Origin of the sequence: Kibdelosporangium philippinense, from assembly GCF_021390435.2 — a bacterium.
Taxonomy (GTDB): domain Bacteria; phylum Actinomycetota; class Actinomycetes; order Mycobacteriales; family Pseudonocardiaceae; genus Kibdelosporangium; species Kibdelosporangium philippinense.
In genome coordinates this window covers 2,619,804-2,641,706 of sequence record NZ_JAJVCN010000002.1, presented here as the reverse complement: position 1 = coordinate 2,641,706, position 21,903 = coordinate 2,619,804, and the positions used below count along the sequence as shown (strand labels likewise).

Genomic DNA, 21,903 nt, shown 5'->3' with positions numbered 1-21,903 from the left:
TGCTCGCCCGGGTCAAGTTCGCGATCGAACTCGATACCACGGACGTCGAGGTGATGCAGGCGACCGAGGCGCGCGAACCGGCGGCGGTACGCGTTGACGAGCGGCCAAGGCTGATCACTTTCGACAGTGAGTCAGTCACCATCATGCGATGGCCCGATGATGGCGTACGACATCCACCAGCTTCGGTCGGCGCCGGCGCACGTTGTGCTGTCGTCGTGCGATGTCGGGCAGACCGTCGTGCGCAACGGCGACGAGATCCTGGGGTTCACGGCCGCTTTGCTTTACAGCGGAACCAAAACAGTATTGTCCAGTGTGGCCTCGGTGGATGACGGCGCCGCTGTCGACGTGATGGCCGCGTATCACCGAGGGTTGCGCCAAGGGTATCGGCCAGCACGTACGTTGGCCGATGCCACGCTCATTCAGCCGCTGATGCCGTTTGTGTGCTTCGGGTCGTCCTAATAGCTGCGTACCCCTGGACTTCGACGAGCGCCTCGACGTCCCACAACCGGCTCACGCCAATGCCCGCCATTGCCGGGTACTCGGTGCCGACCAACGTGCGCCAGACGCGCCCAATCTCGCGGGCATGCGCCTTGTAGTCCTCCATGTCCACGATGTAGATCGTGACGCTGACCAAATCCTCCGGCTCGCCGCCTGCCCCGCGCAGGGCCGCGATGAGGTTGCCCAGTGCCTTCTCGAACTGCTCGACCACGCCGTCGCCAACGATCTTGTTCTCGATGTTGAGGGCGGTTTGACCTGCGAGAAAGACGATTCGCTCGGCGTCGGCGGTGTTCACGGCGACCGCGTGCGAGAACCCTGACGGTTTGCCGAGCTCGGCCGGGTTGACTCGTTCGATCATGACTGCACCGCACCACCGTCGACGTTGATGGCCTGACCGGTGATGGCACCGCTGCCGACGCACAGGTCGACCACGTCAGCGACCTCCTGCGCGGTGATCAGCCGGTGGATCGGCTGCTTGCGCTCCAGCGCCGTCCGGATCTCGTCCTGCGGGCGGCCGGTTCGCTCCGCGATCCGCTCGACCCAGCCGTCGGTCATGGGCGTATCCACGTAACCAGGACAAACGGCGTTGACTGTCACTCCGCGCTTGGCCACCTCGGCAGCCGCGGTACGGACAAGGCCGATCACACCGTGCTTGCTCGCGGTGTACGCGGCAAGGTTCGGCTCGCCTTCACGGCCCGCGATCGAGGCGATGACGACGATCCGTCCCCAGCCGTTGCTGGTCATCGCCGGGATCGCGCGGCGCATCGCCACGAAGGGCGCGGTGAGGTTGAGGTCGAGCTGGCCTTGCCAGTCCTCGTCGGTCAGCTTGGCGATCGGCTTCGCCACCGCCGCGCCCGCGTTCAGGACAAGGACTTCCACCGGCCCCCACGTGTCTTCTACGGTCGAGAACACGTTCTGGATGGCGGCCGCGTCGGTCACGTCGGCGGGAAGGCACAATGATGGCCCTGGCAGCTTCTCCGCCACCTCGGCGAGCTGGTCCGCGCTGCGGGCGGTGAGCGCGACCCGGTGACCGGCGGCGGACAACCTGCCCGCGATCACACTGCCGATACCCCGGCTTGCGCCCGTGACCAGGCAATTCCTTATCGTCACCGAGCCAGCTTGTCAGATTTTCGTAACGGTCGTCAACAGAACGCTATATGTTGTATCCTTGACGGTCGTAAGGCTCACGACAGAAGAGGTGGGCGAGCGTGCGGATCGCGATAGCGGGCGGCGGACCCGGCGGGCTCTACTTCGCCGCCCTGACCAAGGCCCTCAACCCCAGCCACGAGATCACGGTGTGGGAGCGCAACGCCCCGGACGACACGTTCGGCTTCGGCGTGGTGTTCTCCGACGAGACACTCGGCGGGATCGAGCACGCCGACACCACGATCTTCGGCCAGATGAGCACCGAGTTCGCCCAATGGGATGACATCGACGTGCACTACCGCGGCACGACGTTCACCTCGGGCGGGCACGGCTTCGCCGCGATGAGCAGGCGTCGTCTGCTGAACATCCTGCAGCAGCGCTGCCTCGATCTCGGCGTCACGATCCACTTCCGCACCGAGGTCCCCGCCGATCTTTCCGGCTACGACCTGATTGTCGCCTCCGACGGTGCCAACTCCGCGTTCCGCAACCGGCACGCCTCGACTTTCCAGCCGACCGTGGAAACCCGGCGCTGCAAGTACATCTGGCTCGGCACGGACTTGGTGTTCGACGCCTTCAAGTTCTACATCCTTGACACCCCGGCCGGGGTCATGCAGGTGCACGGCTATCCGTACAGCCGCGAGGCCAGCACGTTCATCCTCGAAATGCACGACGACGTCTGGGAGCGTGCCGGTTTCACCGCGCCACAAGGGCTTCTACCCGGCCAGAACGACGAAGAGTCGCTTGCCAAGATCCGGGAGATCTGCGCGGACGTGCTCGGCGGGCACTCGATCGTCGGGAACAATTCGAAGTGGACGAACTTCACCACGATCCGCTGCGCGACCTGGCGTCACGAAAACGTTGTGCTACTTGGCGACGCGGCCCACACGGCGCACTTCTCCATCGGCTCTGGCACGAAGCTCGCCATGGAAGACGCCCTGTCCTTGGCCGCTTGTCTATACGAACAGCCTGATGTGGACACGGCTCTTGCGGCGTATGAGGAGGAACGGCGTCAGGTTGTGACGTCGACTCAGCGTGCCGCACAGGCCAGCCTGGAGTGGTTCGAGAACATCGGCCAGTACACCGATCAGGACCCGCATCAGTTCGCGTTCAACATCATCACGCGCAGCCGCCGTGTCACGTATGACAATCTTCGTTTGCGGGACCCGGAGTTCGTCGCGGACATGGACACGTGGTTCGCGCGGGACTTCTCGGATGTCCGGCCGCCGATGTTCCAGCCGTACAAGATCGGCGACCTTTCGTTGAAGAACCGGGTCATCATGTCTCCTATGGACATGTACCGCGCGGTCGACGGCGACCCCGGCGACTTCCACCTTGTCCACTTGGGAAGCAAGGCCATGGGCGGCGCTGGCCTGGTGATGACCGAGATGGTGTGCGTGTCCGAGACCGGCCGGATCACACCCGGCTGTTCGGGAATGTACAAGCCCGAGCATGAAGCGTCGTGGAAACGGATCGTCGACTTCGTCCACACGCACTCGGACGCGAAGATCGGGATCCAGATCGGACACTCCGGCCGCAAGGGCTCGACCAAGCTGATGTGGGAAGGCATCGACCAGCCCTTGCCGTCGGGCAACTGGGAGGTGTGCGCACCGTCCGCGATCCCGTACTCCGCGGTCAACCAGACTCCTCGGGAGCTTTCCGTTGACGAGATGGCCTCGATCAAGGCCGAGTTCGTCGCGACCGCGCAAGCGGCTGTGCGATGCGGGTTCGATCTGCTCGAAGTGCACTACGCGCACGGATATCTGCTGTCGTCTTTCCTGTCGCCCTTGACCAACAAGCGCACGGACCAATACGGCGGCTCGTTTGAGAATCGGCTTCGCTATCCCCTCGAAGTGTTCGACGCTATCCGGGCCGTGTGGCCGCATGCGATGACCGTGCGGATCTCGGCGACCGACTGGTGTGAGGGCGGGATCGACGCTGAGGAATCGGTGGAGATCGCGCGTGCGTTCGCCGAGCACGGGGTGGATGGCCTCGACGTGTCGACCGGGCAGGTCGTCAGCGAGGAAAAACCCGCATATGGGCGCAGTTACCAGACGCCTTATGCCGACCGGATCCGCAATGAGATCGGCCAGAAGTACGGTGTCGCGGTGATCGCTGTTGGCGCGATCTCGTCCTATGACGACGTGAACTCGATCATCCTCGCTGGCCGCGCCGATCTTTGCGCCTTGGGCCGTACACACCTCTATGATCCACACTGGACATTGCATGCGGCGGCAGATCAGGAGTACACCGGGGTTTCGTGGCCGGATCCGTTCAAGGCGGGCAGCCGCAAACCGCGAGCAGGCCGGATCGATGAGCCGAAACCGCGCCTTGACCTGATCCGGTCCGGCACGCCACAGACCTCGCACGCCCGGTGGAGGGGATGACGATGGACGTCAAGGCGTTGGCGACCGAGCACTTGCTGCCGTTGGCCGAGGCGGGCAAGCCGGGCGCGGTCAACCGTGAACTGATCAAAGCCATGGGCTCGTTGGGCTTGCTGGCCCGACTGTTCCCTGGCGTGGAATCCGGGCAGCCAACCCGTGACGCGGCCGCGATGGACCTGTGCCTGTTGCGTGAAGCCCTTGCCACGGTCAGCACCGAGGCCGAGACCGCCTTGGCTTTGCAAGGCTTGGGGACTTACCCGGTCTTGCAGTCCGGGTTGGACAGTCAGGTGTCCCGGTGGGTTCCCGCTGTGGCCGCTGGCGACGCGGTGGCGGCTTTCGCTTTGACCGAGCCCGAGGCAGGCTCGGACGCCGCGGCCCTGCAGTTGCAGGCGACCCGTGACGGCTCGGGCTGGCGGCTGTCCGGCGAGAAGATCTGGATCTCCAATGCCCCCGAGGCGGACTTCTACTCGGTCTTCGCCCGGACCTCGGACTTGGGGGCACGTGGCGTTTCGGCTTTCGTCGTCCCCGGCGATCGGGCCGGATTGTCCGGTGAACACCTGGACATGGTCAGCCCGCACCCTATTGGCCGCTTGACGTTCGAGGATGTCTACGTCTCGTCGGATGAACTCCTCGGCGAGGAGAACCGCGGGTTCCGGGTAGCGATGCGGACCCTCGACTTATTCCGCCCCAGCGTCGGCGCGTTCGCGGTCGGGATGGCCCAGGCCGCTTTGGACGCTGCCGTTTCGCATGCCGGAAGCCGGATCGCGTTCGGCGGCCCATTGAAGGACCAGCAAACCGTCTCGCACACGCTGGCCGAGATGGCCACTCGTATCGAAGCTTCCCGACTGCTGGTGCATTCAGCGGCTCAGGCCTACGACGCGGGCGAGTCCAACATCGCCAGCCGCGCGGCCATGGCCAAACTCTTCGCCACCGAGACCGCGCAGTACGTGGTGGATGCGGCTGTGCAGATCCACGGTGCCCGTGCTTTGCAGCGCGGGCACCTGCTGGAACACCTGTATCGCGAGGTTCGCGCGCCACGGATCTACGAGGGCGCCTCGGAGATCCAGCGCACGATCATCGCCCGCGAACTGTTCCGCCAGGCCTGATCGCCACCCGAGTTATGCCGTGAAGGTCACCTTCACGGCGTTCAACGCAAGTAACTAGGCCCTCGCGCTAACGCCCATGCCAGGAACTCGAGGTTCGGAGTTTGGCCGAGACTCGAGCCGGGCACGGACCGCTGACCTGCGAATACTCATGGTTTGCACGGGTAGGTCGGCGCTGGGGATCGGCCGTCATGGCGCGGGCACGGCATTACGTGAGGTGGGCGGGTGTGAGGGCCGAGTTGAGTGCGTTGAGTGCAGTCAAGGTGGCCTTCACGGCATTCCGTCCCGTAACAGGTGGGGCTGTTGTGGCGAATGTGGCTGATGAGGTGGCTTTTTGTCCATAGTGGACCTTGAGATGCTCGAAAGCGGCCCGGATGCGGACTTGGTCAAGCTCGTAGCTTTGCCATCCCGTTGAGTTATGCCGTGAAGGTCTTCTCACCTTCACGGCATCCACCGCCGCGAAACTTCCCCTCACTCGCCCCACCTTGACCCTCAATTAGTACAGCGCCTAAACTTACCCGCCGATCGACGACAACGTTGTCAGCACTGCCCTGCGGGAGTCACGCATGCGCGCACTTGCCCGGCGGTTAGGCCTCGTTCTCACAGCAGCTGTCACGGGGACGCTTGTTAGCGTCTCCCCTATGCCCACAGCGACCGCGCAACCGGTCACCGACCCAACCGACCTGGTCAACCCATTCATCGGGACAGGAACAGGCGGCCAGTTCGTCGGCTCGGTGAACACGTTCCCCGGCGCCGTGGCACCGTTCGGAATGCTTTCGTGGAGCCCGGAAACGTCCTCCCGGCCGACGGGCGGCGGATACAACTACGACGACTCCGCGGTCACTGGCCTCAGCCTGACGCACCTGTCCGGCGTCGGCTGCCCAATCCACGGTGACCTGCCAATTCTGCCGACCGTTGGCGCGATCGACGGGGCGCCCGCGCGGACCACCAAGCCGTTCAGTCACTCGGATGAGGTAGCCAAACCGGGCTATTACCGGACCAAACTCGAGCAGGTTGACGTCCAGGTGGCCGCGACGCAGCGGACCGGCGTCGGCCAGTTCGGCTTCCCGGCGTCCGCCCAATCGAACTTCCTGTTCAAGACCGGGTCGTCACAGAACGGCAACAGCAACGCGACCGTGACGATCCAAGGACCGGACCGCCTCTCCGGCTCGATCAGCAGCGGCCGTTTCTGCGCCAAGCAGAACAGCTACACTCTTTACTACGCCGCTGTTTTCGATCGCCCGTTCACCTCGCACGGGACCTGGCAAGCCAACACAGTCACCCCTGGGTCTGGTGCGGCCGAGGGGCCAGGTTCCGGCGCCTGGGTCACGTTCGACACCACGAAGCAGGCCCAAGTGGGGCTGAAGGTCGCGATCAGCTACGTCAGCGTTGCCAACGCCTGGGCGAACCTGCGAGCCGAGAACCCCGGCTGGGGCGTCGATCCCGTCGCGGCGCAGACCAAAGCGGCGTGGAAGAACCTTTTGTCCAAAGTGGAGATTGAAGGCGGCACAAAGGACCGGCAGATCCAGTTCTACACCGCGCTGTACCACTCGTTGCTGCACCCCAACGTGTTCAGTGACGTCAACGGCGAGTACATCGGCTTCGACTACAAGGTGCACACCACCGCGCCGGGAAAGGTGCAGTACGCCAACTTCTCCGGGTGGGACATCTACCGCACGCTGATCCAGTTGCAGGCGTTGCTCGCGCCCAAGGAATCGAGCGACATGATGCAGTCGCTCATCAACAACGCGGCGCAAGGTGGCTGGCTGCCCAAGTGGCCGGTTGCCAACGGATACACGGGCGTGATGAACGGCGACGCTGCCGTGCCAATGATTTCCTCCGCGTACGCTTTCGGCGCGCGCGACTTCGACACCAAGGCCGCGCTGGCGGCGATGGTCAAGGGTGCTGAGGTCGTGCCGACGCGCGATCAACTCGGTCAGGGCTGGTACGAGCAGCGCCCTGGCCTTGCCGACTACAAGAGCCGTGGCTACATCCCGAACACCTTGCAGAGTGACATCTCCGATGTGAACAACGGCGCCTCGGCCACCCTGGAGTACACCTCCGCGGACTTCAGCCTTGCCCAGTTCGCACGCGCACTCGGTGACGAGGACAAGTACCGCCATTACCTTGCCAGGTCACATAACTGGACCAACCTCTACAACGTGCACTCCGGCTACCTCCAGCCACGCGGCGAAACCGGCGCGTTCCCCGCTGGCAACCCGGTCACCACCGGGATGACGAACTTCGGCCAGTCCGGGTTCCAGGAAGGCAACGCGGGCCAATACCTGTGGATGGTTCCGCACAACATCGCCGGACTGTTTTCCGCGATCGGCCAGGACAACGTGCAGCGCAGGCTGGACGCGTTCTTCGCCGAGTCCAACGCGGGCCCGAACCGGCCGTTCTACTGGGCCGGCAACGAAGTCAACATGTTGGTGCCGTGGCTGTACACGTACGCCGGGGCACCACACAAGACGCAAGAACGTGTCCACAAGCTGCTGACCACTATGTACTCGAACTCTCCCGGCGGCGAACCGGGCAACGACGACCTTGGCGCGTTGAGTTCGTGGTACGTCTGGTCGGCCATGGGCCTGTACCCGACGACACCGGGAACGTCCACAGTAGCCATCAGCGCGCCGATCTTTTCGACTGTCCGTATTCGCACTCAGCGTGGGGTGACCATCATCCAGGCACCTGGTGCGGCTCCAGGGAAGTACGTCCGGTCGTTGAGCGTGAACAATCGTCCTTCGCAGCAGACTTACCTGCCTGGTCTGAGCGGTTTCAACGTGCTCCAGTTCACGCTGTCGGACGCGCCCGGTACCTGGGGCCGCGACAATCCCCCGCCGTCGCATGACACCGGGCCGCTCGACTTCCCGCCTGGTGTGCTGCCGGTCGAACTCACCGTGGACTCGACCACGGTGACCGCGGGCGCCCAGACTGCCGCCACGTTGAACCTCGATGTGGGCGCGGGTGCTGAGCCTGCCAAGCCGATCTCGGTGCAATCCGTGAACTGGGTCGCGCAGCCGGTCAACGGGCTGAGCGTCACCCCGAGCTCGGGAACCGTTCCGGTCGCGGCCGACGGCACTGCTCGGATCGACGTGACGGTGTCCGCATCGGCCACTGCCAAGCAAGGCTTTGGTTCGATCCCGATCGCGCTGCGCACGTCCGGAGTTGCCTTGCCACAGCTGGCTTTCCCGGTCGCGGTGATCGGCCCGGGCAAGACAGCCAAGGCCTGCACCACACTCGGTGCAACCAATGTCGAGTTTGGACTGGCTCAGCGTGAACTGGCGGGCGACGGCGTGACCACACCGGTGACTGTTGGCGGCAAGGAAGCGCGCCGGACCGTGCTGCGGGTGCCCAACAACCTGAACATGTACTTCCGGGTCGACCGTCGGCTCGCGTTCGATGGGTCGTTCACGGTGACTTTCGACGTCACGTACTTCGATTCCGGCAGTCACGGGTGGCAGTTGCAGTACGACGCCGTGGATCACCCGTACAAGGGCGCGATCAACGTGGTCAACCAGAACACCAATACCTGGAAGACCATGACCGTCACGGTGAACGACGCGAAGTTCGCCCAGCGGCAGAACGAGCAAACCGACTTCCGGATCGCATCGGACCAGCCGATGACGATCCACAGTGTCCAGACCACGATCACAGGTGACGGCGTACTTCCCATGGACCTGTGCCCATAAAGAAGAGCTGTCCGGGTGGGCCCGCCGTCCCACCCGGGCACCCAAAAAGACCCTCGTGAGTGGTTATCCGTGTTCTAACCTTGCTAACCACTCACGAGTCTTCTTCAGACGCGGGCCGCGTGCTTGCCTGTTGACAGGTCGCGGCTGCTGGCGATCAGCTTCTCGGCCATCTGCTCGACAGCCTCCGCGAACTTGAGATCGCCATCCTCATGCCAGTCCTCAAGCCGTTTCAGCAGCCAGGCCCGCGCGGCGCCGATCAACTGCGCGAACGCTTCCGTCCCTGCTGGTGTGAAACGGTAGTGCCCTTCGGCTTCGGCCACGTACCCAACCTCGACCAGTTGCCGCGCAACAGGTTGGAAGATCCCAGCGGGCACTTTGGTGTGTTCGGCGATCTCGTGCAGCGTGGCATCGCCATCGTCAACGCTGTGCTTGAAAATGCGAACCAGCATCCACGCCTGCGCGTAATTCAGCGGCACACCGGATGCGGCCAGCATCTCCGGCCGCGGATCGGTTTTCTGCTTGCTCACGACCATGGCGATGAGCTTTTCCAGCTCCACATTGGAGTCGCTGGAAGCGGGCGGTGCGAAGCTCTCCCCCACGCCGGTGTTGCCAGCAGCGACAACCCTCGCGGTGTCCCTGAGCGGAACTTCCTTCAGGAACAAGGCAACAACAAAGGCGAGCAGGCCAACAGGCGCCGCCGCGAGGAACATCGTCTGCAAAGTGTCCACATAGGCCTGAACAACTGGCTCTTTCACTGCTTGCGGCAACGCGTGCACGCCATTGACGTTCAACACCAATCGCGGATCGATGCCTGGCGGAGTCACCGGATTCAGGTGTTGCGGCAACTGGTTGGCATAGATCGTGCCGAAAATCGCCACACCAAAGGAACTTCCGAGCGTACGCAGGAAACTCACGCCAGAAGTCGCGACGCCCAGGTCGTTGTAATGGCTGGTGCTCTGCACGACAACGGTCGGCACAGGCATGACAAGGCCGACGCCGAGGCCCAGTACCAGCATGTATCCGGAGATGGTCCAGAAGGTGCTGTCGGCGTCCATCAGCGAGAGCAGCACAAGCCCGCCGGAGATCAGCAGCGACCCGAAGATCGGGAACGCCCGGTACCGGCCGGTTTTGCTGATCACCTGGCCGGTGATCATGGCCGCGACCAGTAGCCCGACCACCAGCGGAAGCATCCGCAGCCCGGAGCCGGTCGCGGACTCGCCCTTGACGTACTGCAGATATGTCGGCAGGTACGTGACACCGCCGAGCATCGCGAACCCGACGATGAAGCTGAGGATGCTCGACACGGTGAAGACCGGACTTCGGAACAGCCGCATCGGCAGCATCGGCTCCGCGGCCCGCATCTCGACAACCACGAACAGCGCAAGCGCGATGACCGATCCGATAGCCATCAGGATGATGGTCGACGAGCCCCACGGATATTCGGTCCCGCCCCAGCTCGTGACCAGTGTCAAACCGGACGCGGCCAACCCGATCAGCAGAATGCCCAGGTAGTCGACCTTCGGCCGAAGCGCGGCCTTGACCGTCGGCATCGAGATGACCGTGACGATGAGCACGAGCACGCCGAGCGGCAGGTTGATGTAGAACGCCCACCGCCAGCTCAGGTGGTCGACGAAGAGGCCGCCGAGCAGCGGCCCGACCACCGTCGAAACACCGAAAACGGACGCCAGCGCACCCTGGTACTTGCCCCGCTCGCTCAACGGCACAACGTCCGCGATCACCGCCGTCGCCGTGACCAGCAGACCACCCGCACCAAGCCCCTGCACCGCGCGCGAGGCGATCAGCCAGGTCATCGAGTCGGCCCAACCCGCGAAGAACGAGCCGATCATGAACAGCACGACGCTGGCAAGGAACATCCGCTTGCGGCCGTAGAGATCACCGAACTTGCCGATGAGCGCGGTCATGATCGTCTCAGCGAGCAGATACGACGTGACCACCCAGGAAAGGTGGTTGCCGCCGCCAAGGTCGCTGACGATCGTCGGCAACGCCGTCGCCACAATGGTCTGGTCGAGGGACGCCAGCAGCATCCCGAGCATGATCGCCGCGACGATCGCGTTGCGCGCCCCGCGGCCGACGGTCGCTGCCTCAGCGTCTGCCATCCAGCCCTCCTGTGTGGACAGTCGCAGACTAGGTCTGATCGAAGCGTGCCGCGACTCGGTAGGTTGACGGCATGACCTTGCGCGTCGGATTGATCGGATACGGCACGGCGGGTGCGTTCTTCCACGCCCCGCTGATCACCGCGACCCCGGGGCTGACCTTGCGTTCCGTGGTCACCTCCCGCGAAGTGCCGGACGGCGTGCGCAGGCTGGACCGGCCCGACCAGCTGTGGGAAGACCACGACCTGGTCGTGATCGCCTCCCCCAACCGAACCCACGTCCCCCTGGCGACGGAGGCGGTACTCGCCGGCGTGCCGGTGGTGGTCGACAAGCCTTTCGCAGCCTCGGTTGAGGAAGCTCGCGCCCTGACTTCGCTGGCCTCGTCCCGCGATGTCCCCATCACGGTCTTCCAGAACCGCCGCTGGGACGGAGATTTCCTGACGGTGAAACACCTGATCCGCTCAGGAGCGTTGGGCAAGGTCCTGCGATTCGAGTCGCACTTCGACCGCTGGCGTCCAACCCCGAAGGACACGTGGAAAGAGCTGCCTTCCCGTGCCGAGGCAGGCGGAGTGCTGTTCGACCTTGGGGCACACCTGATCGACCAGGCCCTGCAACTCTTCGGCCCGGTACGGTCGGTGTACTCGGAGGTGACCAAGCAACGGCCGGGCGTCGAGGTCGACGATGATTTCTTCCTGGCGTTGACGCACGAATCCGGCATGGTGTCCCATTTGGCCTCCAGTACTTTGGCCGCACAGCCCGGTCCCCGTTTCCGCGTTCTTGGATCTTCGTCGGCTTACGTGAAGTACGGCCTGGATGTGCAGGAGGCGGCTCTTCGCGCGGGTTGCGTGCCAGGGTCATCTGGGTGGGGCGTCGAGCCGCCGGAAGCCTGGGGTTTGCTTGGTGTGGCAGGTGAAACGTCGCCGGTGGAGACGAAGCCTGGTTCGTACCAATACTTCTATGCCGCCATGGTGTCCGCTTTGCGTGATGGCTCCCCCGTTCCAGTCGCCCCCGAATCCGCCATCGCCACCCTCGAGATCATCGAATCAGCCCTCGATTCATCCCACTGAGAGGCATGTCGTTGCCGTCCGCCGGACTTTACGGCTGGACGAACTGCATCGTGTGCTGGCTGTGTGGCGGCGAATGGCGTTGTTGACCGAGCAAGACCCGGACAAACAACGGCAGATGCTCACGGCCGCCGCGGAGATCCGACAGACCGGTAAACCTCGCCCAGGCAGTTCATCCTGGGAGGACCTGCGCAAAGAACTGGGTCTGTAGATCGTTTACAGCCAGCCCTTAGGCAGGACTACTTCTTCGTGGCCCACATCCTCAGCATCGATGCGGATGTGCGCGCCCAGACCATCGCACTCCCAACTGACGGAATCGCAGCAATGGTGCGAAGTGCTCTCGCTGGTGCCTGAGCGCGGGAGGCCGCTCAACGCGGAAAATCCGACCGGTGGGATCTACCAGGCGACCTTCGGCAACGGTCGAGGGCTGATCACGTATCTGCTGCTGGCGGACCAAGACCGCGTCGACGTACTGCAGGTGACATGGATCGACCTGGATGACAGTCGGTAACCGGGGTCCCACTTCGGGCGACAAATCGGCCGTGGCGGTTGCCGGCGACCTAGCGTCGAAGGCATGACGGGGGAAATCACCGACGATGACTACTGCCTGCACGAACTACCGAAAGGACAATGCGCGAACTGCAAACCGCCACCGCGCGGAGTGAACAAAACGGGCTACCGAATCCGATACGGACAGGTGTTCCACAACGACCGGAACTGCGACCTTTTGCGTGAAGGACAAAGGAGATACGCCCGCCGAGACCGAGAACCATCGCAACCAACACCCATCCACTGGGTGGACGCACAAGCCCTCGGCCTGGGCCAATGCCTCGGCTGTTGCGCGCCACAGTGGCCAACGGGACAGGACGCCCTTCTCGCCAAGCTGACCAAACTCTGCTGGGTCAACGTCGAGCCACCATGATCTGCAATCCGGGGGGCCGTGGATCCGGTGGCAAGATTGAGGTATGGGTCGAGATCGGGATCCGGACGGACGAGCACGAAACGCCAGGCCACGCGACGGATTGGGCCGACCGTTGCCGTACGGGGCCGAGGGTGTTGAGCGGCAGCCGGAAGGCATCAGTCGCTCACCTGCGGAAACCCTGCGTGAGGCGCAGAAACTCCTTGACGACGGCAAGCCTTTCCACGCGCACGAGGTGTTCGAGGACGCATGGAAGGGAGCCGACGAACCTGAGCGCGCGTTGTGGCGAGGTTTGGCCCAGATCGCGGTCGGCATGACGCACGCCGCGCGGGGCAACGAGACAGGCGCGGAGGCGTTGATCACAAGGGGTGTTAGCAACATCTGGCCGTACGAGGTCAACCCGCCCTACGGCATCGATATCCAGGGGTTGTTGCGTTGGGCTGAGAATCCGGAAGGTGTGCCGAGGCTTTACTCGGAGCCAGGCCCGTAAAGCCCTGGGCCGGTTATGGTGATCGCGGAGAGGAAATCACGCGATCCGGAATACGCGTTCGAAATCAATTCCGCGGTGTGCCCGAAATCCAGTGGTGTCACTGCTTTGACCGGCGCGCCCGGCAGGTAGACGACCGGGACCTCCGAGGCCGCACGCTCGGACTCCAGCTCCGCCTGATTACGCATCCCAAGCGTCGCCCAGAACAGCACCGCGTCCGCCAACGTCTCGGGCACGCGGGGAAGGTGTCCGGGGAACGCGCAATCGAGAATCACCACCGACTTCGCGCCCAAAGCAAGCGCTTGCCTGATCGGCACGTTGGCGATCACGCCACCGTCGTACAACACGTGGCCGTCGTGGAACACGGGCGGGTAGATGCCAGGGATCGCACTGCTCGCCAGGATCGCGGGCGTCAATGGCCCAGAGTTGAGCAGCACGGCCTTGCCTGTCAGCGCGTCCACCGCGACCGCCCCGAACGGCAACGTCAGGTGATCAAAGTTGTCCACCCCAGCAAGCTCGGTGCTGAGGATCTCGGCCAAGCCTGTGTTGGGGAACAGGTGATTTCGGTGCTGACGCAGGGTCCTGAGCTGCGCGATCGGGCCACCCGGGAACACCGTCGCCCGCGTCATCCGGTGCCAAATTCCTTCGAGCCTGGTCGGCGCGTTCTCCGGGTCCAATGCGAGCAGCGCACCGTTCACCGACCCGACCGAGGTGCCCACGACCAGGTCGGGCTTGATCGAACGCTCCGCGAGCGCCCGCAGCATCCCTACCTGCCCTGCGCCGAGGCTGCCGCCTCCACCCAGCACAAACGCAACCGGCTTCGGCAGTTCGATCTCGTCCACGAGGACATTGTTCACAAGAAGACAGGTTCGGGTACCTGGGACCATGCGGTTTCGAGATCGGGCGGATGCCGGAGGGCGACTGGCCGGCCAGCTTGACCACTATCGGGGTCACTCGGACGTGGTTGTTCTCGCGGTACCGAGGGGTGGGGTGCCGGTCGCCCGCGTCGTCGCCGACCGCTTGGAGCTGCCAATGGACCTGCTGCTCGTTCGCAAGCTTGGGGTGCCGGGGCACGAGGAGCTGGCAATGGGGGCGATCGCGGACGGTGACATCGTGCTGAACTGGGACGTGGCGAACCATGTGCCTGAGCATGAGATCGAGCGCGTCATCCGGCAGGAGCAGGAAGAACTTGAGCGGCGCAATGCGGCTTACGGGCGGACGCCGCTGGAGGTACGCGACAAAACCGTCATTGTGGTGGACGACGGGCTCGCGACCGGGGCGAGCATGCGGGCGGCTGTGCAGGCATTGCGGCTGCGTGGGCCGAGCAAGATTGTTGTCGCTGTTCCGACGGCGCCGGAGTACACGTCTCGGGCGTTCACACGGATTGTTGACGAGGTTGTATGCGTGACGACGCCTGATCCGTTCGGAGCGGTTGGGCAGGCGTACAAGGACTTCAGTCAGGTCAGTGATGAGGAGGTCCGGAAGCTTCTGGCGGCTGGGCCCCTACACTGATCTCATGCCGCGAGTTCGTACCGCGCTGGCCGTCGGTCTGCTTGCGGTGTTGATAGCCGCCGCGTTCCTCTTGCCCATCCCTGGGCCGAGCGACGTGCGGACGTGGGCGCTCGGTGCGGGCGCCGCCGCTCCCCTGTTGATGTTCCTGACCTACATCTTCGCGACACTCCTGCCGATCCCGCGCACAGTGTTCTCCCTAGCCTCCGGCCTGCTGCTCGGCCCCGCGCTCGGCGTGCTCGTGGCGATGACGGCGACCACCATCAGCGGGGTCCTCGGCTTCGTGCTTGCCCGTTGGGTCGGTCGCGGACTGGTCGCTCGGCACTTGGACAAAACCGCCGTACGGACGGTCGACCAGAAGCTCAGCCGTGGTGGTTGGCTCGGAGTGGCGTCACTGCGGTTGATCCCTATTTTGCCGTTTTGGCCCGTGAACACCTGCTGCGGCGTTTCGTCCGTGCGGATGGCGCCCTACATCGCCGGGACCGTGATCGGGTGCTTGCCTGGTACGGCGGCCGCCGTCCTGATCGGCGACACGCTCACCGGGCTCAGCAACCCGACCGCGATCATCGTTTCCGGCGCGTGTGCGCTGGTCGGGGCCGTGGGGCTCTACCTGGTCATACGCAGGCAGGACGAAGACGCGAGCGCTCCGGTGAGCGCCCGCGTCCAGCCCGAACTCAGTGACTAGTCAGTTCGACCAGCTTTTCCAGGGACTTGTGCAGGTCGCCTTTGAGGGTTTTGCCCACCGCCGCCGAGATTGGCCCGAACATCCCAGGACCGGTGAACTCCACGTCGAGTTCGCCGGTCGCGCCGTCTCCGTCCGGCCGCAACTTCAGCTCCAGCAACGCCTTCACGCCTGCTTTGCCCTCGCCGGCCAGCGTGATGCCGTTCGGCGGGTCGTAGGAGATGACCGACCAGGTGATGCGGTTACGCAGGCCTTTCACTGACACAACGGATGTCAGCACTGTGCCTGTCTTGATCTCGCTTGGCACATCGCCTCGCCAGCCCTCGTGCAACGCGAGCCACTCGCCGAACCGGGACAGGTCCGACGCGGTCACCCACGCCTTCGCCGGTTTGACTGGCATCGAGGCGGAAACGCTCACCTTGGTCACGGCTTCCTCCTTACGGTCGCAAGGACGGTACCGCCAATCGGCCGACTACGCCTGACTCAATCAGGCGATCACGAACCGTTCCACCCGGTCGAGCCGCGCCTGCCACCAGGCCACGCGCTCCGGATCGGCCTCGTCGAACCGCCCTGGCACGGGCGGCCCCGCGGCGCGCACGGAGATGAAACCGTCAACCGGGACCAACGAGTCGTCCACGACGTCGCCTGTCAGCAACGACAACGTGCCCAGTCCGCACGCGAAATCCAGCTGCGGCAACGCGGCCGCCAGCGCGACCTGAGCCGCCAACCCAATGCTTGTTTCCAACGCGGACGAGACGACACACGGCAATCCGGCGGCCTCGGCGACCTCAAGGGACCGTCGCACGCCACCTAATGGCGTGCACTTGATGACGGCGATGTCGGCAGCGCCCGCGACCGCGACTTTCAGCGGGTCCTCGGCACGCCGGATCGATTCATCAGCCGCGATCCGGACGTCGACCCGCCTGCGTACCAACGCGAGTTCCTCAATCGTCGGGCACGGCTGCTCGACGTACTCCAAACCGCCAGCGGCCTTGTCCAAAGCGCGAATGTGCGTGACGGCGGTGTCCACATCCCACACCGCGTTGGCGTCGACGCGGATCTTTCCGTTCGGCCCCAAGGCATCCCGGACCGCCTCGACGCGGGCAACATCTTCCGCGAGCGAATCCACGTGATCGGCGACCTTGATTTTGGCCGTCTGGCAACCAGAACCGGCCGCGATCTCGTGCGCCTTCGCCGGGCCAACCGCGGGAACCGTGCAGTTGATGGGAATCCGGTCGCGCACGGGCGCGGGCCAGCCCCCTGTGCACTGTTCCACCGCGGTGGCCAGCCATGACGCTGCCTCGGCGTCGCTGTACTCGGTGAACGGGCAGAACTCGCCCCAGCCCAGCGGTCCTTCGAGCAGCATGCCCTCACGCACCGTGATGCCACGGAACTTGGTGCGCATCGGGATCGAATAGACCCTGGACCGGGAAAAGAGGCTCACCGCAGCTGCGACTCGATGGCCGAGCGGATCTTCGGGTCCTCCGGGGTGACCATCGGGCGGAACCGCGCCACGACCTCACCCTTGGCCGAAAGCAGGAACTTCTCGAAGTTCCACTGCACGTCGCCCGCGTTGCCCTCTTCGTCAGCGAACTCGGTCAGCTCGGCGTACAGCGGGTGCTTGCCGGGGCCGTTGACCTCGAGTTTCTCGGTCATCGGGAACGTCACACCGTACGTGGTTGAGCAGAATGTCTCGATGTCCTCGGCGGTGCCCGGCTCCTGGCCGCCGAACTGGTTGCACGGCACGCCGAGCACGGTGAACCCACGCGACCCATATTCCTTCTGCAGCTGCTCCAGCGCGGTGTACTGCGGGGTCAGCCCGCACTTGGAGGCCACGTTCACCACCAGTGCGACCTTTCCTCCGGTCAGCTCGTCCAGCGTGGTGGCCGTGCCGTCCAAGGTCGTGATCTTCACGTGGGATCTCCTCTCGTGGGTGCCCAACACTAGAACACCCACGAAAGGCAAATCGGAGAACCTGCCGTGTCAGAACCTTACGGCGGCCAGATAATCCCGGCCCCGCTTGGCCGTGACCAGCGGATCACGTGGAGTGTCGTGCTCGACCACGTACTCGCTGATGCCGGATTGGGCATATCGGGCGAAGATCCGGGGGAAGTCGATCGTGCCGTAGCCGAGGTCCTCGAAGGAGCCGTTGGCCGCCATGTCCTTGACGTGGAACACCGGGAACCGGCGCGGGTAGCGTTCGAAGTACGCCACCGGGTCGAAACCGGGTTTCACGATCCAGTACAGGTCGAGCTCGAAGTTGACGAACCGCGGATCGGTCTCTTCGACCAGGATGTCGAACAGGACCTTGCCGTCGGATCTGAGGAAGTCGACGTCATGGTTGTGGAACAGGAACTTCATTCCCGCACTGCGGCAGCGGATGCCCCATTCCTGGAACTTCGCGGCCGCGTGGGTGTAACCGGCCACTGTGCGCAGTGACGCGGGCAGCGACGGCACGACGACGTACCGGACGCCAAGGATTCTGGCGATGTCCAGTTCCCTTTGGACGTTCGCGTTCATCGCGTCCCAGCTGGTGTGCGTCAGCACCGCACGCACGCCGCCGATGTCCAGCATGTCCCGGAACTTCTCCGGTGCGTGGCCGTAGAGGCCACTGACGCCGACGGTCGCGTAACCCATCCCGCCGAGCGCGTTCAGTGTCCCTTGTGGATTGGTCGCCATGATGTTGCGGACGGTGTAGAGCTGGATCCCGATGTGGTCGAGCGGGACCGAGTGTTGCGGCTCGTCAGCCGCCGCAACACCCGGAACCCGCAGACCACCGGCCACAACCGTGGTTCCCAATGCTGCCTTGAGAAATCCGCGTCGTGAGGTAGTCATCGTTGACCCCTGTCTGAATTAACACCTAGTTCGCAGTTATCAGCACCGTGTTCGAACTGTGCGCGCCCGTGTTGTCCGTTGTGGTCAGACGTGCGGTGTAGACGCCCTTGCGGGTGTACTGATGCGACACCGAGGCGCCCGAACCCGCGGCCGTGTTGTCGCCGAAGTCCCACGAGTAACCCGTGATCGTCCGGCCAGCCGGTGGGTTCACCGCAGAGGTGAAGTTCACCGTCAACGGTGCCGTGCCGGACGCGGCCGCAGGCGTGATCACGATTCCGGTTGAGGTACCAGGCTTCGCCATGCCTTCGCCGTTGAACTGCAACCAGTCCAGCGTCATCAGGTCGGGCGAAGTCGGCGTCCACGCGGGATTCGTGAACACGGCATACAGCTTGACCGTGCGACCCGGGTTGCGCAGTGACACCGTCGGCGAAATGACGTTGCCCCAGTCACCCGTGTTCGGAATCGCGACCGAGCCAAGCAATTGACCGGTTGGCGAATCGGCGCGGAACTCGATCGTGCCGCCGAGACCACCGGAACCGGCGCCGACCGTGACCGAGTCGATCTTGGTCAGGTTCACCGGGTCGTACGCGACCCAGTCGCCGTGCTCGATCTCGCCGAGGCGTTTCCCAGCAGAGGCACCGGAGTTGTTGACCACGACCGGTCCACCCTGCGCACCACCGAGACCCTCGTGGTGCTCGGCTTCCTTGCGCTTGGGCTCAAGCACGAGATGCGCGGACCCGGTCAGCGCCGGGACGCCACGCGGCCCGCCACCGTCGGTGTACTGCGCGGCCACTGCCGCGTAAAGGTTCTGGCCTGGGCCGTGGCTGGATCCCTGATCAGTCTTGATCTCGCCACGACACGCGGTCACGTTGTCCATCGGGTGCAGGTGCAAGTCGTGCCCCAACTGGGACTGCACGACAACCTTGGAACAGTCGATCCGGCCGTCTTCCCGGTCGGTGACCCGGACTTCGAACGGAATCGTGTCGCCCCAATCGAAGGCGCCACCGTTCACCGGCGCGATGACCCTGACCTCAGGCCTGGAGTTGCCAGCCGTGATGGTCGTCGCCGCGGTCCCGTCGAGACCGTTCTTGCGGCTCTTCACGGTCAGCAACACGTCGTACTGGCCTGGGTTTCGGTACGTGTAGGTCGGATTCGGCTCGGTCGAGTCGACCGTGCCGTTGCCGTCGAAGTCCCACGCGTAGTCGATCGCTTCGCCGTCACCACCGGCAGAACCCGCGCTGGAGAACTTCACTGTGAGCGGGTAACGGCCAGAGTCCACATCGGTCGTCAGCTTCACAGCCGGCCTGCGGCCGTTGGCAACGTAGTCGATCCGGTAGATGCCCGACCCGTCGTTGCTGCCGCCACGACCGGTGCCGCTGCCCGAGCCGAAGTCGATCACGTACATCGAGCCGTCAGGGCCCATATGCGCGGAGAACGCCTGGGTCCAGCTCGTGTTCGTGAACACCTTGTTGATCGACTGCAGATCACCCTGCTTCACCGCGGGGAACCGCGGGTTGGCGAAGGTCTGGTCCTCACGCTGGAACGAGAACGCCTTGAAGTACCCGCGAGTCAGCTCGTAGCCGAACCACTTGCCGTTGTAGTACTCGGGGAACTTCGTGACCAAGGGGTTGTTCGGGTCGTACTGGTAGACCGGACCGGACATCGGGCCACCGCCACCGGTCCCGAGTTCGGGGAACTCGGCGGACGCGGAGTAGGCGTACCAGATCGTCGCCGGATCGGCTGGCGGCAGGTTGCGCAGACCCGTGTTGTTCGGCGAGTCGTTGACCAGGTTGCCGCAGTCGAACTTCGGGCCGGAGGTCGCGGTCGCGAAGTTGTAGTCGTTGAACGGCTGGTTGTTGCCGATGCAGTACGGCCAGCCCTGGTTGCTCGCCTTGGTCAGCCGGGTGAACTCGACTGTCCCTTCTGGACCACGGTTCGGGTTCGCCGTACGGGCGTCCGGGCCGTAGTCCGCGATCATCAACGCGTCCGTGATCGGGTCGAGCGTGATCCGGAACGGGTTGCGCATACCCATCGCGTAGATCTCGGGCTTGGTCTTCTCGGTTCCCGGCGCGAACAGGTTGCCCTGCGGGATGGTGTACGTCCCGTCCGGCTGTGGCGTGATCCGCAGGATCTTGCCACGGAAATCGTTGGTGTTGCCCGCGGTTCCCTGCGCGTCCAGCGCGCGGCGGCCCGGCCGCTCGTCGATCGGCGTGAACCCGTCGGAGTTGAACGGGTCGGAGTTGTCGCCGGTCGCGATGTACAGGTTGCCGTGCTTGTCGAACTGGATCGCGCCACCCATGTGCGAGTTCGCCCTGAACTCGTCACGGAAGGTCGGGATCTCCAGCAGCCGCTTCTCGCTCGCCAGGTCGACCTTGTCGCCGACCACGGTGAACCGGGACACGTTCTGCCGCTTCTCGACCTTGTCGGAGTAGAGCAGATAGACCCAGTTGTTCTGCGCGAAGTTGTTGTCGAGCGTGATCCCGAGCAGACCATCGGACTGACTGGTCATCTGCGGGGTGTACGCGAAGTCCAGCGCGGTCGAGATCTTCAGCGTGCGCTGGTCGAGGATCTTCAGAGCCCCGGTGCGCTGCACGTAGAACACGCGCCGGTCCGGTGCGACGGCCAGTTCGAACGGATCCGCGAGACCCTGCGTGACAAGCGGGATCTTCTGGAACATGTTGTCTTTGTTGGCCGAGCAGTCACCCTGCTTGGCCCCGGCCGCCCATTCCAGGCCGCCCAACAAGTGCTGCAGGTACACCGGGTCGGAGAAGCGCGGGGCGCCGTGGCCGAGCGAGGTGTACCAGGACCGGCCACCGTCGTAGTTCTGGCACCAGGTGACCGGATGGTCGATGCCCTGGTTCAGACCTTCGATGCCGTCGCGCACCTTGACCTGCGCGAGCGTGTGCACCTTGCCGGTCGGGTTGACCTTCCAGTTGTACCACTCCTCACCTTCCAGCTCCCACAGGTCCGGAAGGTGCTTTGTGGACGGATGGGCGTGGTCGAGAACCTTGACCCGGCCCGGCTGGATCACCGGGTGGAAGTCGAAGATGGCACCTGCGAGGCCTTCGAACCACGCCCAGTCGCGCTCGCTCGCGGTGGCGGCGTGGATACCGGTGAAGCCGCCGCCCGCGCGGATGTAGCGCTGGAACGCCGCGCGCTGATCCGCGTTGAGCAGATCACCGGACTGCGGCGTGGAGTTGGTGTTGTTGAAGATGACCGTGGCGAACTTGGCGAGGTTGGTGTCGGTGAAGGCGGCCGCGTCCTCGGTCGCCTCCACCGCGAAGTTGTTCTGCTCACCAAGTTTCTTGATCGCCGCGACACCTGCGGGAATCGAGTCGTGCCGGAAGTTGGTGGTCTTGGAGAACACCAGCACGGAGAACCGCGGCTCAGCCGCGGCCGCGGGCAGCCCGAGGGCGCCAGCCAGCAGCAGGACAGCACATAACAACGCCCGCAGGCGTGCGGCGGGATTCATG

General features: G+C 64.4%; 20 protein-coding genes. 11 read left to right on the top strand and 9 right to left on the bottom strand.

All coding sequences use genetic code 11. The annotated features are described in order from the left end of the window. Positions 1-156 precede the first annotated feature (156 nt). The gene (locus LWC34_RS31085; protein WP_233728613.1) at positions 157-459 is read left to right on the top strand and encodes a CHAT domain-containing protein; all 303 of its coding nucleotides are present in this window, start codon (positions 157-159) and stop codon (positions 457-459) included. Here LWC34_RS31085 and LWC34_RS31080 read toward each other — a convergent pair. Both LWC34_RS31080 and LWC34_RS31075 read right to left on the bottom strand, forming a co-directional pair. Next, positions 416-856: a RidA family protein gene (locus LWC34_RS31080; RefSeq protein ID WP_233728612.1), complete on the bottom strand. Its 441-nt coding sequence runs from the start codon at positions 854-856 to the stop codon at positions 416-418. The genes LWC34_RS31085 and LWC34_RS31080 overlap by 44 nt on opposite strands. Further along, on the bottom strand, positions 853-1,608 hold the full coding sequence (locus LWC34_RS31075) for an SDR family NAD(P)-dependent oxidoreductase (protein ID WP_233728611.1): 756 nt from the start codon (positions 1,606-1,608) through the stop codon (positions 853-855). The genes LWC34_RS31080 and LWC34_RS31075 overlap by 4 nt, the downstream gene beginning before the upstream one ends. Positions 1,609-1,706: 98 nt before the next feature. On the opposite strand from LWC34_RS31075, the gene LWC34_RS31070 reads away from it, so the two are divergent. The 3 genes from LWC34_RS31070 (at position 1,707) to LWC34_RS31060 (ending at position 8,820) form a co-directional block, all read left to right on the top strand. Continuing rightward, a complete protein-coding gene (locus LWC34_RS31070; protein ID WP_233728610.1) occupies positions 1,707-4,028 on the top strand; it encodes a bifunctional salicylyl-CoA 5-hydroxylase/oxidoreductase in 2,322 nt (773 codons plus the stop codon). Continuing rightward, a complete protein-coding gene (locus LWC34_RS31065; protein WP_372496652.1) occupies positions 4,025-5,131 on the top strand; it encodes an acyl-CoA dehydrogenase family protein in 1,107 nt (368 codons plus the stop codon). Before LWC34_RS31070 ends, LWC34_RS31065 begins: the two co-directional genes overlap by 4 nt. A gap of 638 nt (positions 5,132-5,769) precedes the next feature. Further along, the gene (locus LWC34_RS31060) at positions 5,770-8,820 is read left to right on the top strand and encodes a GH92 family glycosyl hydrolase (RefSeq protein WP_233728609.1); all 3,051 of its coding nucleotides are present in this window, start codon (positions 5,770-5,772) and stop codon (positions 8,818-8,820) included. A 104-nt stretch (positions 8,821-8,924) separates the two neighbouring features. Here the strand turns inward: LWC34_RS31060 and LWC34_RS31055 are convergent, their stop codons facing one another. Then, positions 8,925-10,937 carry an MDR family MFS transporter gene (locus LWC34_RS31055; protein ID WP_233728608.1) on the bottom strand — a complete coding sequence of 671 codons (2,013 nt, stop codon included), beginning with the start codon at positions 10,935-10,937 and terminating at the stop codon, positions 8,925-8,927. 71 nt (positions 10,938-11,008) lie between these two features. On the opposite strand from LWC34_RS31055, the gene LWC34_RS31050 reads away from it, so the two are divergent. The 5 genes from LWC34_RS31050 (at position 11,009) to LWC34_RS31030 (ending at position 13,407) form a co-directional block, all read left to right on the top strand. Further along, positions 11,009-12,001, top strand: a complete 993-nt coding sequence (locus tag LWC34_RS31050; RefSeq protein WP_233728607.1) for a Gfo/Idh/MocA family protein — start codon at positions 11,009-11,011, stop codon at positions 11,999-12,001. Beyond that, complete coding sequence (locus LWC34_RS57200; RefSeq protein WP_308200162.1) at positions 11,892-12,209, top strand: DUF6247 family protein; 318 nt, start codon at positions 11,892-11,894, stop codon at positions 12,207-12,209. The genes LWC34_RS31050 and LWC34_RS57200 overlap by 110 nt, the downstream gene beginning before the upstream one ends. A 123-nt stretch (positions 12,210-12,332) precedes the next feature. Beyond that, on the top strand, positions 12,333-12,509 hold the full coding sequence (locus LWC34_RS31040) for a hypothetical protein (protein ID WP_233728605.1): 177 nt from the start codon (positions 12,333-12,335) through the stop codon (positions 12,507-12,509). 63 nt (positions 12,510-12,572) lie between these two features. Continuing rightward, positions 12,573-12,920 carry a hypothetical protein gene (locus tag LWC34_RS31035; RefSeq protein WP_233728604.1) on the top strand — a complete coding sequence of 116 codons (348 nt, stop codon included), beginning with the start codon at positions 12,573-12,575 and terminating at the stop codon, positions 12,918-12,920. Between the two features lie 43 nt (positions 12,921-12,963). Further along, the gene (locus LWC34_RS31030; RefSeq protein ID WP_233728603.1) at positions 12,964-13,407 is read left to right on the top strand and encodes a DUF309 domain-containing protein; all 444 of its coding nucleotides are present in this window, start codon (positions 12,964-12,966) and stop codon (positions 13,405-13,407) included. On the opposite strand, the gene LWC34_RS31025 is transcribed toward LWC34_RS31030, so the two are convergent. Next, the gene (locus tag LWC34_RS31025) at positions 13,386-14,246 is read right to left on the bottom strand and encodes a patatin-like phospholipase family protein (protein WP_233728602.1); all 861 of its coding nucleotides are present in this window, start codon (positions 14,244-14,246) and stop codon (positions 13,386-13,388) included. The two genes, LWC34_RS31030 and LWC34_RS31025, sit on opposite strands and share 22 nt — an antisense overlap. 43 nt (positions 14,247-14,289) lie before the next feature. On the opposite strand from LWC34_RS31025, the gene LWC34_RS31020 reads away from it, so the two are divergent. Continuing rightward, the gene (locus LWC34_RS31020; RefSeq protein ID WP_233728601.1) at positions 14,290-14,916 is read left to right on the top strand and encodes a phosphoribosyltransferase; all 627 of its coding nucleotides are present in this window, start codon (positions 14,290-14,292) and stop codon (positions 14,914-14,916) included. A 4-nt stretch (positions 14,917-14,920) separates the two neighbouring features. Beyond that, complete coding sequence (locus tag LWC34_RS31015) at positions 14,921-15,598, top strand: TVP38/TMEM64 family protein (protein WP_233728600.1); 678 nt, start codon at positions 14,921-14,923, stop codon at positions 15,596-15,598. Here the strand turns inward: LWC34_RS31015 and LWC34_RS31010 are convergent. The 5 genes from LWC34_RS31010 to LWC34_RS30990 are packed head-to-tail and all read right to left on the bottom strand — an operon-like array spanning position 15,588 to position 21,902. Then, positions 15,588-16,022 carry a type II toxin-antitoxin system Rv0910 family toxin gene (locus LWC34_RS31010; RefSeq protein ID WP_233728599.1) on the bottom strand — a complete coding sequence of 145 codons (435 nt, stop codon included), beginning with the start codon at positions 16,020-16,022 and terminating at the stop codon, positions 15,588-15,590. The two genes, LWC34_RS31015 and LWC34_RS31010, sit on opposite strands and share 11 nt — an antisense overlap. A 60-nt stretch (positions 16,023-16,082) precedes the next feature. After that, positions 16,083-17,000, bottom strand: coding sequence for an o-succinylbenzoate synthase (locus LWC34_RS31005; RefSeq protein WP_233728598.1), 918 nt, complete (start codon positions 16,998-17,000; stop codon positions 16,083-16,085). A 35-nt stretch (positions 17,001-17,035) separates the two neighbouring features. Next, entirely contained in the window at positions 17,036-17,536 is a 501-nt protein-coding gene (locus LWC34_RS31000) for a glutathione peroxidase (protein ID WP_235729658.1), read from the bottom strand. Positions 17,537-17,578: 42 nt separating this feature from the next. Beyond that, complete coding sequence (locus LWC34_RS30995; protein WP_233728596.1) at positions 17,579-18,430, bottom strand: sugar phosphate isomerase/epimerase family protein; 852 nt, start codon at positions 18,428-18,430, stop codon at positions 17,579-17,581. A 25-nt stretch (positions 18,431-18,455) separates the two neighbouring features. Then, on the bottom strand, positions 18,456-21,902 hold the full coding sequence (locus tag LWC34_RS30990) for a ThuA domain-containing protein (RefSeq protein WP_233728595.1): 3,447 nt from the start codon (positions 21,900-21,902) through the stop codon (positions 18,456-18,458). Position 21,903 lies beyond the last annotated feature (1 nt).